The following is a 17,166-nucleotide window of genomic DNA, read 5'->3' as shown; positions in this document are numbered from 1 at the left end:
ATGGTCTCAAATCCTTGGCGTATCACGTCTCAAAGTCGTTGGCTAAACAGTCTCGTTTACGCTGACCGTTAACAGAAGCCGAGACCTACGTCGTACCAGGTGGCGTCGCCTGTAAACTCATAGCGCAGAGGCGTCAAGTCGTGATGCCCCTGCATGCAGAAGGTTTGTTCTCCCTTGAATTCGTGAAGGATGTCGGCACGCACGTAGAGATTCATCTTTTCTCCGCCCATGCGCTCAAGGTCTCGCCCGAGACGCAGGCCGGCCCGGCCAATCAGGCTGTCGACGCTGCTGTTCTCGATCTTCACATCGTTCGAAGTCTTGTAGTCCGACCTTCCAATGCGGGTGTACTGAAGCTGAGCCTGAGGCTCCGCATACCACTTGTCGGCGCTCGAAAGCTTCCAGCCGGCTTCAATGCTGGCCGCAGCCGCCCACATGCTGAACCCGGTGTCGAACGCATCGCCGTCGCGGTTCACGCCCTTCATGTCGGTGTCGTGCCATGCCAGACGCCCGACCCCGTCAACGTACCAACCGCTGCTGCCGAACCAGGTGGTGTAGAGACTCAGGCGATAACGATCCATTTCGGCCTGCCCGTTAAGCGGTTCGGCGTAGTTCGCATCCGAATGGAGGTAGTCGAACGCAACGCCATGAATTGCAGCCGCACCGTCATGATGCGAACGGCGATCCCAGCCGATCTGCACCATCGTATTCTTGTCCTCAAAACGAGAGCGATCGGCGCGCCCATGATGCAGACGCACCCAGGCGCCGTCCTCTTCGCCTAGCGAATACCGGGCTTCACCCATACGCTTCTGGAGACGCTCCATCTGAGTGGCATAGAGATACGGAATGGAGAAGGCGTTGACGGCGGTGTCTTCATACGTCGGATTGCCGGTGCGCTTCCAGTCCGTAATGAACCAGTTCTGTTCTGCGTCATGCTCCCAGATCACGCCGTCAGGCGTCGTCCCCTGAGAAACGTCGAGCTCTGCGTTCTGAGCTCTCGTCCAGGCGTTTCCTTCATCCGCACGAACCGTGTACTGCGTCGCCCAGACCGAACCTTCCGTTTTTTTAAGAATCGAATCCGTGAATCCCACGTTCTTGCCGGCACGCGCAACATGCACGAAGGTCGTCGGATCCCGGTCGTCAATTCCGAGCGTCGGATCCTCGATGCTGTTCCAAATTTCAAAGCTGTTTACCGTCTTTTCAGGCGAATTGTCGATGACGACAACATCGTGGTTAGCCTTGTCCGTCGCATAAATGCGGAAGATGCCGCCCTTGCCGCTGAGTTCCTGAATTCGAAGCTTCCGGATGCCGCCTTCTTTTCCCTCATCCGGAGTGCTGATTAAAGCGTCATCAATGTCGGCAAACTCCTTCACGTAGATTTTCTTATTGAAGTCGATGCGCATGAAGCGTGAATCCACCACGCCGTCATTGAGGGTCAAGTGGTAAATGCCGTTGTCGACTTCTGCATCGTCAAGCTTCACGCCAGTGCGATCAACGTAGGCAATACCCGTCCCTTTGTCTTTTTGAACAAGATCCGAATCATTGACAATCCCGGAATTATCAGACGCATGGTTGGCGACGTGCTCCGCGCCGTCTTTATCCGTCCACTTCAGGTTGTACTGATCAGACCTATTGACATCCTTGTTGTATTCATTCATATCGTCCCAGGACGTCACGGCGGTATAGTCCCAGCCCTTCCAGCCGCTGTCTTCTACTTGTGTTCCGCTAAGGATCGGGTACCAGGCTGCGCTGTTGCTGAGCGAAAGCCTGACTGCGCCGCCAAGGGTGCCTTCCCGAGCTTGCTCTTTTTTCATCCAGTCCACCCAGCCTAAAAAGGTCTGCTCATCTGGATTTTCAGTTATGAAGGTGCCTACTTCCTTACTTGAAAGACGGTGTCTTTCATAGATATTGCCGAAAAGCGTCGAACTGGCGTTGGAGAGTGTAATTGCTGCAGAAGCGTTGTTGACGTCACCTCTGAAGTTGCCAACATGAGAGTTAATCACCTCATTTGTATCTGAGCTCCAAAGAGACGCTGACTCATTCTTGATGCCGGCCAAAATATCGCCGCGGATATCGAGGGAGCCCTTCTCAGCCACATCCTCTATCACCACATGCGCGCCATGAAAAGCTTGAACAGCATCGCGCATCATCAGGCGATGCTTGTCGGCATCCTCAGCCGTCTGATCCGGCATAGGACTCAGGGGAGCATTGTCGATAATGTCGGAGCTGAAGCTCCAGAGACGCGACATCCCCTCGCTCGCCGTCAGGTTGAACTTGCCCTGCTTCATCACATCCAGAATTCCCGCGCGAGCGCTGACGTTTACAGCTGAAATCGCCGTGGATCCCTCGGAACCGATGAGCACAATATTGCTTTGCCCGCCGCGAATGTTGACGGTACCGCCCTCGTTGACAAAAATGCCGTAGGCAGCGCGATTCTTCGGCGCTGAAGCGACTGTCGAGGACTGACTGTTTACCATCGTCAGGTTGAGGCCTTTCTCAAAGGTTGTCACCCCCATCCTTGAAGCCTTGGAGTTCTCCTGCATTTTCTTTGCCTGATCAAGGCTCAGCGTCGGCAACACCTCGAGCTGAGGTTGATCAGGAAGATCAAAGATTTCTGGAACCCACATTACCCTTGCAGCGCCAAACGTCGTGTAGATGCCGGCAAGAATAAAAAGCTTTGAATTTGGATTATTTTGAAAATCTACCTGATAGCCGACGCGAAGGTTGGCTTTCTCATTAAAAGTGACGACGCGTTTTTTATTTGTTACAAGAAGTCCCGGATTATCCACCCCATCAGCACTCATATATGAGACATTAATATCTGCATGCTTGATGGCGACACTAATTTTGTCATTAAACTCAAATTCATGAAGCCCCTTATACTTTCTGCCAAGAGCTTCCGTCTCAAAAAAATTAAATGCAGTAGAATAATTACTTTCTGGCTCTTCGATACTGTATTCCAGATCCAATGCCCCATTAAATATCAAATGCGCATTTATTTCGCTACCGTAGTTTTGTGTAGCAGATCCATTGGCTTGATAAATTTTTGCCCCCCCCCCCCAACTTTGTCAAAATAGACCGCATTAAATACATCTCTATTAAGTAATCCCTCATTGTTTGTATCTTCTCCGATCAGCCCTTTGTCAACCAAATTCGCGTGATCACTGTCCGGAAATGTAAATTTAGATAAATCAAACTCAGATTTTGTAATTTCTGCAGACCACACAGAAATAGGAAAAGACATTAATGACAACAAAATAGTCGCCAAAGCAGTTTTTCTCACAAAGATATATTTTGACGATAAACATTTATTCGCATCATTCTTCATAATATTATTCCCCAATAATTTCAATCATCGTCAATTTAATTGCATTTAATTAGTGAAGATAAATCTCACACATTCTCATGAATCCATCTATATAGATATCATTCAGCAATTAAGTATTAAAAAATTGTTATTAAAACTTTTATTCATTAAATTCAATACAGATAGACCACTGCCATTTCACATCATTCTCACATACCCCATCTACAGCCGTAGCCAAAAAAAATGAAATGCATTTTCATTCGAGCAAGCAATATCAATTTTCCCCATAATTAACATCACACCACGATTTTCGATACTAAAGAAGTATCTCTAAATAGAGATGATTGATTTGCCGTTTATACGACACAATTGTCGTCTAAACCTGCTCATCCCCTGTAAACCAGCAATCATTGGATAATTAAAAAACTTGCAAACCAGGAAAATCGAAAACTCCACACACCATCAACTGCAGTCAGCGATCATTGACTGCAACCCTTCTTGATTAAATTAATCCTAAGGAACTACTCAAGGCTCGTCTGAACAAAGAGCAGATGCCCGACCTTCTCCCATGTCGAGGTTTCCGGAAAGAAATGAGAACCAGGACTTCCAGACTGGTCTCATTTGCAAGGTCCTGAAGGCAAACCTATCAAAACCGGGATCGGTCCCATTTATTCCCCAACAATCTGCCTTGATTATCAGCTTGATCACTGAGGAATCGCGCGTCTTTCCCATCTCTTCCCATCAGTGCGCCGAGTTCCGGCTACTGCAAAGTCGGCGGCATCCGCGCTGATGCCGATATTCACGCAGTCTTCATTGGGTCAATTGCGAGATGCCGATAATTCAAATGATGCGCTTGAGGCTCTCGCGGCCAGCAAGTGGCGGCCATGGTCGAGATATGCCATGGCCCCATCTAAATTAAAAGTTATTTTTCTGAGCTCCTTCAGTCCTCTTTTAGAGTGCTCAACGCTTAGGCATGATGGTGATCTGAAGACCCATGGCGTGATAAACCCGCATTAAGGTTGAAAAGGCCGGATTTCCCCGATCGCTCAGCGAACGATAGAGCTGGACGCGGTTAAGCCCGGTCCGGGCGGCAATGTCTGCCATCCCGTGATACCGAGCCAAATCCCCCGACTGACGAACAACCTCATCAAAGTTGGCTTCTCGCAGCGCCTGATTCAGCGCCTGAATCATTTTCAGGCGGATCCGATCCTCTTCATTCTTTTGCGGCTTGGCCGCTAAAGTTGCGGGACTCTGTTCAACTGGAAAATGCATGTCTTCTCCTCTTTTTCAGCAGACTGCTTCCCCTGCTCGCGGAATTTGCCTCCCGACGCTCGAAAGCGTCGGGAAGAAGTCAGCGGGCGAGCTGAGGAGAGACAGCTCCTCCCCTCAAAGGGCCTTTATGGGTCAGAAGAGCCAACGGAAACCTGCATTCAGTTCCCAGCTGTTCCCGATGTCGTCGCCGAACGGACGCTCGGCATCGACGAAGAATGAGTAATTGTCGCCAGCCCGGTAGGTGATGCCGAGGCCCACGTCGTACCAGGTATTGTCGCCTGTAAACTCATAGTTGAGTGCCGTCATGTCGTGATGTCCCTGCATGCGGAAGGTCTGTTCTCCCATGAATTCGTGAAGAATGTCGGCACGCAGATAGAAATTCACTTTCTGTTCGCCCATGCGCTCAAGGTCTCGCCCGAGACGCAGGCCGACGCGGCCAATCAGACTGTCGACGCTGCTGTTGTCGATTCTTACTTCATTCGAAGTCTTGTAGTCCGAACTGCCAATGCGCGTGTACTGAAGCTGGGCCTGAGGCTCCGCATACCACTTGTCGGCGCTCGAAAGCTTCCAGCCGGCTTCAATGCTGGCCGCAGCCGCCCACATGCTGAATCCGGTATCGAACGCATCGCCGTCGCGGTTCATGCCCTTCATGTCGGTGTCGTGCCAGGCAAGACGCCCAACCCCGTCAACGTACCAACCGCTGTTGCCGAACCAGGTGGTGTAGAGACTCAGGCGATAACGATCCATTTCGGCCTGCCCGTAAAGCGGGTCGGCATAATCCGCATCCGAATGGAGGTAGTCGAACGCAACGCCATGAATTGCAGCTGCACCATCATGATGCGAACGGCGATCCCAGCCGATCTGCACCATCGTATTCTTGTCCTCAAATCGAGAGCGATCAGCGCGCCCATGATGCAGACGCACCCAGGCACCGTCCTCTTCGCCTAGCGAATACCGGGCTTCGCCCATACGCTTCTGAAGGCGCTCCATCTGAGTGGCATAGAGATACGGAATGGAGAAGGCGCTGACTGCGGTATCCTCATAGGTTGGATTGCCCGTGCGCTTCCAGTCCGTAATGAACCAGTTCTGCTCTGCGTCATGCTCCCAGATCACGCCGTCAGGCGTCGTCCCCTGAGAGACGTCGAGTTCTGCGTTCTGAGCTCTCGTCCAGGCATTTTCTTCATCCGCACGCACACTGTAGAGCGTCGCCCAGACTGAACCTGCCGTTTTCTTAAGAATCGAATCCCCGAAGCCGACGTTTCTGCCCGCACGTGCGATATGTACGAACGTTGTCGGATCCCGGGCGTCAATTCCGAGCGTCTGATCCTCGATGCTGTTCCAGATTTCGAAGCTGTTTGAGGTCGCCTCAGGCGAATTGTCGATGACGACAACATCGTGGTTAGCCTTGTCCGTCGCATAAATGCGGAAGATGCCGCCCTTGCCGCTGAGTTCCTGAATGCGAAGCTTCCGGATGCCGCCTTCTTTTCCCTCATCCGGAGTGCTGATTAAAGCGCCATCAATGTCGGCAAACTCCTTCACGTAGATTTTCTTATTGAAGTCGATGCGCATGAAGCGTGAATCCACCACGCCGTCATTAAGCGTCAGGTGATAAATGCCGTTGTCGACTTCTGCGCCGTTAAGCTCCTCCACATCACTGCGATCAACATAGGCAATACCCGTCTCGTCGGCTGTTTGAACAAGATCCGCATCATTGACAATCCCGGAATCTTCAGACGCAGAGTTGGCGACGTGTTCCGCGCCTTCTTTATCCGTCCACTTCAGGTTGTACTGATCAGACCTGTTGACGACCTCGTTGTACGAATCCAGATCGACCCAGGACGTTACGGCGGTATAGTCCCATCCTTTCCAGCCGCTGTTTTCGGCTTCTTCTTTGGCCTCTGTTCCGCCAAGGATCGGATACCAGGCTGCACCGTTGCTGAGCGTAAGGCTGACCTCGCCGCCAAGAGTGCCTTCCCGGGCTTGCTCTTTTTTCATCCAGTCCACCCAGCCTAAGAAGGTCTGATTATCCTTATTTACATCTGCTTCAGACCGGAAGCTGCCGATTTCATCATCTGAAATTCGGTGTCTTTCATAGATATTGCCGAAAAGCGTCGAATCGGCGTTGGAGAGCTTGATAGTTGCAGAAGCGTTGTTGACGGCACCATTGAAGTAGCCGACATGAGAATTAAACAAATCTCCCTCTACGAAAAGACGCTGTGACTCATTCTTGATGCCGGCCAAAATATCACCTCGGATATCGAGGGAGCCTTTGTCTGCCGCGTCCTCTATCACCACTTGTGCACCGTGGAAGGCTTGAACTGCATCGCGCATCATCAGGCGATGCTTGCCGGCATCTTCAGCCGTCTGACCCGGCATGGGACTCAAAGGAGCGCCGTCGATAATGTCGGAGCTGAAGCTCCAGAGACGAGACATCCCCTCGCTCGCCGTCAGGTTGACCTTGCCCTGCTTCATCACATCAAGAATTCCCGCACGTGCGCTGACGTTGACAGCCGAAATCGCCGTGGATCCTTCGGAACCGATGAGCACAATGTTGCTTTGTCCGCCGCGGATGTTGACGGAACCGCCTTCGTTTACAAAAATGCCGTAGGCAGCTTGATTCTTCGGCGCAGTTTCGACGGAAGCCTGACTGTTTACAACCGTCAGGTTGAGGCCTTTCTCAAAGGTCGTCACTCCCATCTTTGAAGCCTTGGAGTTCTCGAGCCTCTCCCTTGTTTCATCGGCCGTCAGTGTCGACATGTCTTCGGGAAGATTGAAAATCTCTATGAGCGAGCTAATTTCCTTTGCAGCGCCGAACCCCGTATAGATGCCGGCAAGGACAAAAAGCGCATCTTCATTGTCAGAAGCAGTGAAATTAACTTGATAGCCGACGCGAAGATTGGCTTTCTCGTCAAAGGTGACAACGCGTTTTTTATTCGTTACAAGAAGACCCGGATTATCCTTTCCGTCAGCACTCATACTCGCCACATGAATATCTGCATGCCTGATTGCAACGCTGATTTTGTCATTAAATTCAAATTCATGAAGGCCGTGATAATATTTTAAATCAAGAGCTTTCGGCTCGAAGAAATTAAATGCGGTGGAGTAATTCGCGGGCGATTCCTCGACGATGTACTCCAGATCCAATGCACCATTAAATATCAAATGTGCATCTTTTTCGTCGCCGTTATTTCCTGGATAATTATCTGAATCTTTATAAATTTTCGGAACTGCTTTTGGCTCGTTTGGCCAATATACTGCATTATAGACATCCAGAACAGGCGATAAACTTTCTCTTGTATCCTCACCGATCAACCCTTTTTTAACCGTATCGCCATTATTCGGAAAATAAAATTGATCGGAATCAGACAAATCAAACACGTACTCCAGAATTGTTGCAGACCAGACAGCAAAAGGCAAAGACATCAATGAAATCAATACAGTCGCCAAAACTGTTTTCTTTGCAACAACAGGTCTTGCCTGAATATATCTTTTTGAAGCATTCTTCATAATAAAGTCCTCTAATTTTAATTAACACTGCAGAAATCGACCATTGATAAGTAGAGGCAAATAAATATCACAAATCTCATGAATTCATGAAATACAGACGCTATTCAGCCATCATCTGCAAAGAAACAAACCGTCATCAAACCTTTTTGTATACTTAATTCAAAATAGATAGATAGACCTCTGCCCCTTAATACAAATCTTCACACATCCCATCAGAAACAGTTGACACAAAAAAAATAAAATATCTTTGATTAAATCGTCCAATATCAATTTTCTATATATTTAACAATTGCTTATATGAATTTGCAATGATCAGCACCAAAGCAGCACAACTAAACAAATAGTCTTGTTTTTTCCGTTTACGAGGCATCATTGTCGTCTAAATATGCTCACCCCCGTAAAAATCCTAATCATCGGATGGCCAATCAAAAATCCGCATTGCTTTGCGCATCAGATAAACAGAAATCCTCCCTATCGACAGCACAAATGCCTCTCTGCATCCGTCCCAACTGTTCCGGTGATGCGTTTTTTATTTGCCGCCTCTCCCAGCGCCACCCGGGCATCGTGAAGTTCTTGCTTCTCTTCTCCTCCGGTCTTGGAAACGCGCGTCTCCTTCCTCACCCAGGAAACATTCAGGCGCAGTCTCAGGAGACCATCTCATCGCTTCTTCTCCCGCTTCAGCCTGCCCGTGTCATCATTCTCTTTTGTGTTCATGTTGAGGAGCCTCCAGATGAAGACCTCTTTCATTGCTGCCGGCGACAGCTTCATCACGCGTCACATTGCCAGCGCCGGATACGAAGGCTTTGAGGATTTGAGAACGCTCATCGAGCAGCATGACGTGAGATTCGTCAACCTCGAAATGACCTTTCATCGACAGGAAGGCTATCCGGCCGCGGCATCAGGCGGCACATGGGCAATGACAGATCCTTCGATGCTCGACGACATGCGGCGCTTCGGCTTCAATCTCTTCAACACTGCCAACAACCATTCCGGCGACTTCGGGCAGGAGGGCGTCAGCGCCACGATCAGGCACCTCAACGAAAGAGGCATGACGTTTGCCGGTACCGGCAATACGCTTCAGGAAGCCGCAAGCGCGTGCTACCTCGAAACCCGGGAAGCCCGCGTTGCACTCATTGGCGTAACCGCCACGCTCGATCCCGCTGCCGTTGCCGGAGGTCAGAGCGGCACCATGCGCGGCCGCCCGGGCCTCAATCCGCTGCGCTTCCGCACCATTCATCACGTCAATCCGGAACACTTTGAAATGGCGAAGACGCTCGCCGCCGTTTCTCAGATCAACGCAAAGGCGGAATTGAGCATCCGGAACGGCTACCGGCCTCCGTTTCCGGAAGGCACGCTTCCGCTCGGGAGCATGTTCTTCGCGCTGACGGACAAAGAGGAATACAACGAAACGGTCCCGAACGAGAAGGACCTCTCCCGCACGATCGATGAAATCCGCAATGCCAGCGCTCAGGCCGACATCGTTCTTGTTAGCGTCCATGCGCACGAGATGCGAGGCGCCGACTCCTCCGTTGCCGCCGAATTTGTGGAGACCTTCGCCCGTGCGTGCATTGATGCGGGCGCCAGCGTCGTCATCGGGCATGGTCCGCACGAACTGCGCGGCATCGAGGTTTACAAGAACGGCCTGATTTTCTACAGCATCGGGAACTTCATCTTTGAAACCGAAACCGTGGCGCTCCAGCCTTTCGACGCCTTCAGCTCGAAGGGACTGCCCATCGACATGAAGATCGGCGACTACATGGACCACCGCTCAAGGAACGGCACCCGGGGCTACATCGTGCAGGAGAACATCTGGCGCGCGGTCATGCCGAGCTGGACGATCGAAGACGGAAGAATCAGGGACGTTCGTCTATATCCGATCGATCTCGCCCAACACGGAACGAGATCACAGCGCGGCATCCCGAAGCTCTCCCGTTCGAATGCCGCGCTCGAGCATCTCCGGAATCTCTCAGAACGCTACGGTACCGACATTGAAATCCGCGAGGGCGTCGGCTACCTGCAGCTCAATCAGGATGCCGCTCTTTAAAGCCGGATGATCATCAATGCAGCCGGAACTTCTTCGATTCCCGGCTGCGAATCTTCCTCTCTCAGAATGAGAGAGGAAGAAAAGAATGAAGGACGCCGCCCGGCGACCAAGCATTAGCGTCACGAGCCGAGCATCCGAAGCGCGCCGCCTCCGACAAGGCAGTTTTTCCCACGGAAGACGAGCCCATAGGCGTAGTACTTCGCGCAGCCCATATGGTCGAAGATTTCGCCGTATCTTTTCTCTTCGATCTGCGCCAAAGCCGAATTGAGAACGCTCGTCATATTTTCATCGCGCCCGGCGCGCTTGATTTCCAAGACAACGCCCGTCTTTTCCGAACCGGCCCCCGAATCGAAGACGATGTCGGCATAGCCGTCGCCCGCTTCGATATTCGACTTGAAATTCTGAATCTGATCGCCTGCGGAAGCAAGAAGCGCAGAAAGGAACCCGTGATAGTAGTTCTCTGCCGGAGCCCTGGATTGAGCGTCGCGCACTGAAACATACGTTCTGAGAAGCGGTGCAAGAACCTCTGCCATTCCATCCACATCGCCGGAAAAAGCGGATTGCACAAGTCTCGAGCCGTGGCGCGCAAAGGAGCGATTCTCCGCCGAGTACCGGGCAAGAACCCGTTCCTTAAAAGTCTGACGAATTTCCTCATTGGGGATTTTCAAGAGGAAGCGCTTCGGACCCAGGCGTTCCGCAACCGTTAAATAGCCCGTAAAGAGGAGAATCGTCCAGAAGTCTTCCAACTTATGAAACGCCATACCCGCGTAAGTGAGCTGCTCATTAATCTCGACCTCAATGACGCCGCCGTCAACCAGCAATTGCATTCTGTCTGCATCAGCATCAGACAAAAAACCGAGGAACTCATCAATAACGACGTTCCCGCTCGTCGCCGTCCAGTAATTTTCCGGCACTCGGGCAGCCGGATCAGAGGTTTTGGAGGCTTTGCTGCAGAAACTGATGAGATCCCAGGGGGAATAAATATCCTGCCTGCCGAAACGATATCCGTCGTACCAGTGCTTCACTACATCACGAACCGACTCGAGGTCGTAGTACCGGAGCATTTCGTTCACTTCATCCGGCGTGAATCCCATTGCCGCGGAGAGCGCCGGGTCATTCTCCGTGCAGACGGTGTTGGCCGCGAAATTGTTGACGCCCGTGAAGATGCTCTCCTTGCTGACGCGCAGACACCCGGTAAAGACGGCTTTTTTCAAAACCGGACGGCCATTGACGATCGGCCCTGTTTCCGGCTTCAACGGGCCAAGAAAGGCTTTCAAAAGATCGCGCATTTCGGAAAAGTATCCGCGCTCGGCAGCCCTCGCGAGCGGAACATCGTACTCATCGACGAGGAGCACAACCTGCTTTTCGTAATGCTTTGCGAGCATCGCGATCATATTGCCAAGGAAACTCTCAGCTAAATCAAGATTCGACAACTCGCGCATGAACATCTGTGAGGAGTAGCTCCTCAGCATCGCCTTTTCTTCATCGCCGAGACGAGGACTCTCGAGCAAGTACTCATGCCGTTTTGCCTCCGTAACAAGCTTGCGGGTGAAGCTCCGATATGCCCATTGGAAATTCTGTCCCTCAACGCCTTTCAACGAAAGAAAAATGACGGGAAACTGTCCAAGGAACTTTTCACAGAAAACCTTGTCCTCGGCAATCTTCAGCCCTTTAAACCATGCCTGCTGCCTCGCTCTGTCGAAAGTGACTGTGAGGAAGGCATGCAAAGTATCCATGAAAAGCGTCTTGCCGAACCGGCGCGGCCGCGTAATGACATCAACGGCATGCCCCGACTCCATCACCGCCTTGATGTAGGCCGTCTTGTCGACGTAATAGTTCTCGTCCTCGATCAGCGTGACGAAGGACGAATTGCCGACTGCAATCGTCTTTTTCATGATCCGCGTCATGATCTCAAATACGTGATTTTTGAGTCTATCACGAGCCTTTTTGCACCCGACTGTCCCGCGCGTCTGCTATCGCCGCATTCTCCAAAACTTTCGAACGCAGTCCTGAAGCAATTGCATTCATACTCTTTTAGAGGTACTAAATCCAAACTTTGATGCAGCACTCCATGCCGCACGGTTTTCCTTCAAATCAACTAAGCGCCAGCAGCACTCACACCTCGTCTGAACGCTGTCTCAGGGTTATTCCTCCTGCTTTCCTGCTGTCGGATGACGACAGCAAACATACCGTTATACATTGTTTTATTAAAAGAACCTCAGATCTTCACACTATGAAGAATTCTTAAAAATCAACAAATTGAAATTTCGTGCAAGCCTCAGATGAGTTTCCCTCATTTCTGGGGCTTTTTTCATGTCCGAAATCCGGCCTGGGACTGCTTTTTGACCTTGAAAATTAATCCGAGAACATTGATTTCTATAGTGATTAGAACTATAATATATGATATTATCAAGGATATTTTCATGGCCGTTCCAGAGCACATCCGCAAGGTTCCGAGACCGCGCAATACCGTTGTCATCGACAGCGGCAGCAATGGCGCCAAGCGCTATGCGGTTCACAGTCGTCGGGCTTCCATATGCAAGCCCGGCTGCAACCCGCGCCCGGTGAACGGGCCGGTCATTGGGCACATCATTGACGGCAAGTTTGTGCCTCGCCAGTCCGCGGCGAGTCTTGCAGAAGACGGTCCCGACTATCTCTCTTACGGGGCCGCGGCACTGCTTCACGACGAACTTCGAGGGCTCGACGATGAGCTCTTCAAGGTCTACGAAGTCAAGGACGCCTGCATGATTCTTGCGCTCGCCTTGCTCCGCATTGAGCACAAGGGCATCAAGATCTCCCGATGCCGTCAGCATTACGAAAAGTCCTTCATCTCGGTTTTCTACCCCGGACTGCCTCTCTCTGAGAACACCATCAGCAAGTTCCTGAACCTGCTCGGCCAGGACGCCGGCAAGATGAATGCCTTCATCACTGCCCGGCTCGCCGCCGTCTGCAGGGATCACCACATCATCATTGATGGAACGCTCAAGCAGAACACAAGCATCGTCAATGATTTGTCTGCCTTCTCAAGAAAGGCTCGCGTCAAGGGCTGCAAAGAGATTTCCGTCCTCTACGCCTATGACCTTGAAGCACAGGAACCCTTGTGCGCACAGGTCTATCCGGGCAATATGATCGACGCCCGCGCCTACAGCTCATTCGTTTCGGAAAACAAAATCGAACGAGGCGTCCTGATCACGGACAAGGGATTCCCTCCCAAGGCAATTGAAGGCCTGCTCCGAAAGCATGAAGGGCTTCATTTCCTCACGCCGCTGAAGCGCTCGGACAAGAAGATTGCAGAGAACGCCATGCTCGATTTCGAGGATTGTCTGCGCGGCATTGATAAGCGCATCCGCTGCAAAAAGGTAAAGATGGGAAACGGGCGCTTCCTCTACTCCTTCAGGGATTCGTGGAAGGCTCAGGCGGAAGACAACTCCTTCATGGACCGCCAGCGCAGGAGCGATTCATACGACAAGAAGAACTACGATGAGCATTGCGGTTCGTATGGAACAATCGTCTTTGAGTCGGATCTCGACATGACGTGCGCTGAGGTCTACGCATGCTACGAACAGCGCTGGCAGCTTGAGATGTTCTTCGATGTTTACAAGAACAGCCTTGATTTCGGCGTAACCCGGGTCCAGTCCGACTACTCCGTCCGCGGATCCGAATTCGTAGACCTCATTGCCTCCATCCTGACATCCCGCATTGTGAAGCGCATGTCGAAGGCAGGAGTACTCGACAATGCAACATTCGGGGATGTCATGGACTCGCTCAGAACGTGCTGGCGCAATCGCAAGGCGCCGCGGGAGAGCCTGCCGCAGGTTGATGACGAATACTGGAATCGTCTGCTGAAGTGCGATGGAGAGTTGCTGGCGGCTTTGGAGCTCGCCTTGCCCGGCAAAGACAAAGCGCCGGATCCGAAAAAACGCGGCCGGCCGCGCAAAAAACCGGAACAGACGAAGGCACAGGAAGTAAACCCCCAGCCGAAACGCAAGCCGGGGCGCCCCAGAGTTCGGCCGATCATCTATGGGCCTCCTCGCCCAAGAGGTCGCCCTCGAAAGGAACGCTCTTCCGGCTCACTATAGTGGGAAGAATTGAGGTTCTTTTATTTTATATGGAATTTTATGTAAATAAGAATCATTCTCAAAATATTCTTGCGAAAACAACAACTTAGCTTTCAAATTCTGTATGGCGCAATCATCGGGAGATTAAGAAACTAAGCCGAAAGACGTAGAGAAGCGGCTTCAAAAAGACCAGAACAACAAAGAGCCGCACCTGCTTCCGTCTCAACGATTTGCCTCATTTCTCACATGAAGGCAGATCGCAAACGTTTCCCGTCACCCAGGAGTCCAGCCATGGAATTCCCCAAAATCTCCCGCCGAAGCTTCCTTGAAGCGGCTGCCGCGACAGGCGCCGCTGCGACGCTTTCCGGAACGATCACAGAAGGCCTTGTGCCTGCCGCAAAGGCTGCCGTTCCCGATGCCGCTCAGGAAGGCGAAACCAAAATCGTCAAGACCTGCTGCCGCGCCTGCATTCACAACTGCGGCGTTCTCGCACATGTGCGCAATGGCCGCGTCGTGAAGCTCGAAGGCAACCCGGAATACCCGATGTCGAAGGGCTCGCTCTGCGCGAAGGCGCTTGCGGGCGTAAGCGCCCTCTACCACCCGAACCGCAACAAGTACCCGCTCATGCGCGTGGGGAAGCGCGGCGAAAACAAATGGAAGCGCATCTCCTGGAAGGAAGCGGTCGACATCATCGCCAATAAGCTCGAGGAAGTCCGCCGTCAGTACGGCGCCGAATCCGTTCTCGTCACGACGGGCGGCGGCGGCAATCCCGCCTTCCGCGGCATTCCGCGCTTCTGCAATGCCTTCGGCACGCCCAACTGGTACGAGCCCGGATGCGCCCAGTGCTATCTCCCGCGCACGCTCGCCTACGACCTCATGTACGGCGGTCCCTCGACCTCAATCGCTGACGAATCCGCCCGAGAAATCTACAACCCTAACACGGAAATCAAGACGCTCGTCCTCTGGGGTACGGACGCCTCCTACAGCTGCACCGCTGGCGGCGGCCGCGCGCTCGTCGAACTTCGCGCCAAGGGCGTGAAGACGATTTCGATCGACCCGCGCTTTCAGCCCGATGCCGCGAAGTCCGACATCTGGCTCCCGATCCGTCCGGGCACCGACGTCGCGCTCATGCTCTGCTGGACGCGCTACCTGATCGAAAAGAACCTCTACGACCATGAATTCGTTCTCAAGTGGACGAATCTTCCCTATCTCGTCAACGCGGAAACAAAGCGACTCGTCCGCGCCAATGAGCTCGATCCGAAGGGAGACGCAAAGACCTTCGTCGTCTGGGATGCGAAGACGCAGAGCCCGAAGGCGATCCGCTATCCCTGGGACGATGCGCTCGATCCTGTGCTTGACGGCGAATTTGAATTCCAGGGCGTGAAGTACAAGACGGGCTTCCGCTGCCTCCGGGAACGCGCCGAACCCTGGACGCTCGAGAAGGGCGCTGAAGTCTGCTGGCTCGATCCAAAGAAGATTGAGGAAGCGATCCTCATGTATGCCGACGGCCCTGCGGGCATCGCGCTCGGCGTTGCGACCGACCAGACGCCCAACTCCGTCCAGGCCGCGATGGGCTCCGTCATCCTCAACGCCCTTATGGGGAACGTGGAGCGCCCGGGCGCCCTCATGCAGAGAAATCCCTCGAGCAATGTGGTTCCTGCCGGAAGCCTCGCCACGCGCTGCTCCTACCTCCTTCCCGAAGGACAGCTCACGAAGCGCCTCGGCTCCAACGAGCATAAGGGGCTCCTGCAGTGGGATGCGGGACAGCCTTCTGCCATCCTCAACGCGATCCTCACCGAAAAGCCCTATCCCCTCAAGGTGTGGCTCGAACGCTCGGGGAACAAATTCGGCGTCAACGGCAATGCCGCCTCCTGGGTTCCGGCGCTCGAGAAGATGGATCTCGTCGTTCACATGTACATGTACCCGACATCCTTCTCGAAGTTCGCCGACATTCTGCTCCCGGCCCGCGAATGGCTTGAGACCAACATGCTCGTCGAATGCATGAACATGGTCTTCGCCCGCCAGGCCGTGGCGCACGTCTGGGAAACCGAAGACGAAACGCTCTTCTGGTCGAAGCTCGTCAAGCGCTGCGCCGAACTCGGGAACGAAAACTGCAGGCGCGCCTGCGATCCCGCCTTCATGAAGGACGATCTCGCCTACTGGGATTCGATGGAAGAGCTCCTCAACGGCCGCCTCAAGCGCATCAACATGACCTGGAAGGAGCTCCTTGAGCACAACCCGGTCACGTACATGCCGTACGAGAAGTGGAATTCCTACTACGTCTACAAGAAGACGGATCCGAAGACGGGGCTCCCCCAGGGCTTCAGAACGCCCACGAAGAAGCTCGAGCTCTACGGCGACGTCTTCATCGAGCTCGGCCGCACCGGCAAGCCCTATGCGCTCCAGAAGCTTCCGCCCGTCGAGAAGGACTACGACCCGCTTCCCTACTACCTTGAACCCGCTGAAAGCCCCTCGGGCGAGATTGCGAAGAAGTATCCGCTCGTGCTCACGAACGGGCGTCTGCCGATGTACCACCACGGGACGCTGCGCAACATTCCGTACCTGCGCGAAATCTACCCGGTGCCCGAAATCTGGGTGAACCCCGAGACGGCAAAGAACTATGCCGTGACGACGGGCGACTGGGTGTGGGTTGAGTCGCTCCGCGGCCGCATCCGCGGCAAGGTCCGCCTCACGGAAGGCATCCCGCCCCGGATCGTCTACATGGAACGCTTCTGGTTCCCGGAAACGCTCGACACGAAGACGGGCGGCTGGCAGGAAGCGAACGTCAATGTGCTTTCCAAGAACGACGCTCCCTTCAACGACATGGTCGGCACCTATACGCTGCGCGGCTTCCAGGTGCAGATCTCAAAGGCGCCCGGCGCTCCGGAAGGCATCTGGCAGAAGCCCGAGGACTTCAAGCCCTGGCTTCCGCAGCCCACCGATACGACCCCTGACGCGAAGTTCTGACGGAGACAACGATC

The 17,166-nt window shown here is 53.0% G+C and carries 8 protein-coding genes; 3 read left to right on the top strand and 5 right to left on the bottom strand.

Features of this window, described 5'->3' with window-relative positions; all coding sequences use genetic code 11:
* Positions 1 to 68 precede the first annotated feature (68 nt).
* The 4 genes from FG381_RS11365 to FG381_RS11350 all read right to left on the bottom strand — a co-directional run bounded on the left by FG381_RS11365 (position 69) and on the right by FG381_RS11350 (position 8,083).
* A complete protein-coding gene (locus tag FG381_RS11365; protein WP_139688897.1) occupies positions 69 to 2,966 on the bottom strand; it encodes an autotransporter outer membrane beta-barrel domain-containing protein in 2,898 nt (965 codons plus the stop codon).
* Positions 2,967 to 2,992: 26 nt separating this feature from the next.
* Positions 2,993 to 3,325, bottom strand: coding sequence for a hypothetical protein (locus FG381_RS11360; RefSeq protein WP_139688896.1), 333 nt, complete (start codon positions 3,323 to 3,325; stop codon positions 2,993 to 2,995).
* A gap of 939 nt (positions 3,326 to 4,264) precedes the next feature.
* Positions 4,265 to 4,576 (bottom strand): addiction module antidote protein, encoded by a 312-nt coding sequence (locus FG381_RS11355; RefSeq protein WP_139688895.1) that lies wholly within the window; start codon positions 4,574 to 4,576, stop codon positions 4,265 to 4,267.
* Positions 4,577 to 4,708: 132 nt separating this feature from the next.
* Positions 4,709 to 8,083 (bottom strand): autotransporter family protein, encoded by a 3,375-nt coding sequence (locus FG381_RS11350; RefSeq protein ID WP_139688894.1) that lies wholly within the window; start codon positions 8,081 to 8,083, stop codon positions 4,709 to 4,711.
* A gap of 730 nt (positions 8,084 to 8,813) precedes the next feature.
* Between FG381_RS11350 and FG381_RS11345 the strand changes: the two genes are divergently transcribed.
* Positions 8,814 to 10,127: a CapA family protein gene (locus tag FG381_RS11345; RefSeq protein ID WP_139688893.1), complete on the top strand. Its 1,314-nt coding sequence runs from the start codon at positions 8,814 to 8,816 to the stop codon at positions 10,125 to 10,127.
* A 119-nt stretch (positions 10,128 to 10,246) separates the two neighbouring features.
* On the opposite strand, the gene FG381_RS11340 is transcribed toward FG381_RS11345, so the two are convergent.
* Positions 10,247 to 12,022: an AAA family ATPase gene (locus tag FG381_RS11340; protein ID WP_165697872.1), complete on the bottom strand. Its 1,776-nt coding sequence runs from the start codon at positions 12,020 to 12,022 to the stop codon at positions 10,247 to 10,249.
* Between the two features lie 528 nt (positions 12,023 to 12,550).
* Between FG381_RS11340 and FG381_RS11335 the strand changes: the two genes are divergently transcribed.
* Both FG381_RS11335 and FG381_RS11330 read left to right on the top strand, forming a co-directional pair.
* Positions 12,551 to 14,206: a transposase gene (locus tag FG381_RS11335; protein WP_165697875.1), complete on the top strand. Its 1,656-nt coding sequence runs from the start codon at positions 12,551 to 12,553 to the stop codon at positions 14,204 to 14,206.
* Positions 14,207 to 14,476: 270 nt separating this feature from the next.
* Positions 14,477 to 17,152 (top strand): molybdopterin-containing oxidoreductase family protein, encoded by a 2,676-nt coding sequence (locus tag FG381_RS11330; protein ID WP_139688891.1) that lies wholly within the window; start codon positions 14,477 to 14,479, stop codon positions 17,150 to 17,152.
* Positions 17,153 to 17,166: the final 14 nt, after the last annotated feature.

The sequence above is a fragment of the Sutterella faecalis genome (assembly GCF_006337085.1).
Lineage (GTDB): Bacteria > Pseudomonadota > Gammaproteobacteria > Burkholderiales > Burkholderiaceae_F > Sutterella > Sutterella faecalis.
This window is presented reverse-complemented; position numbering and strand designations above follow the sequence as displayed.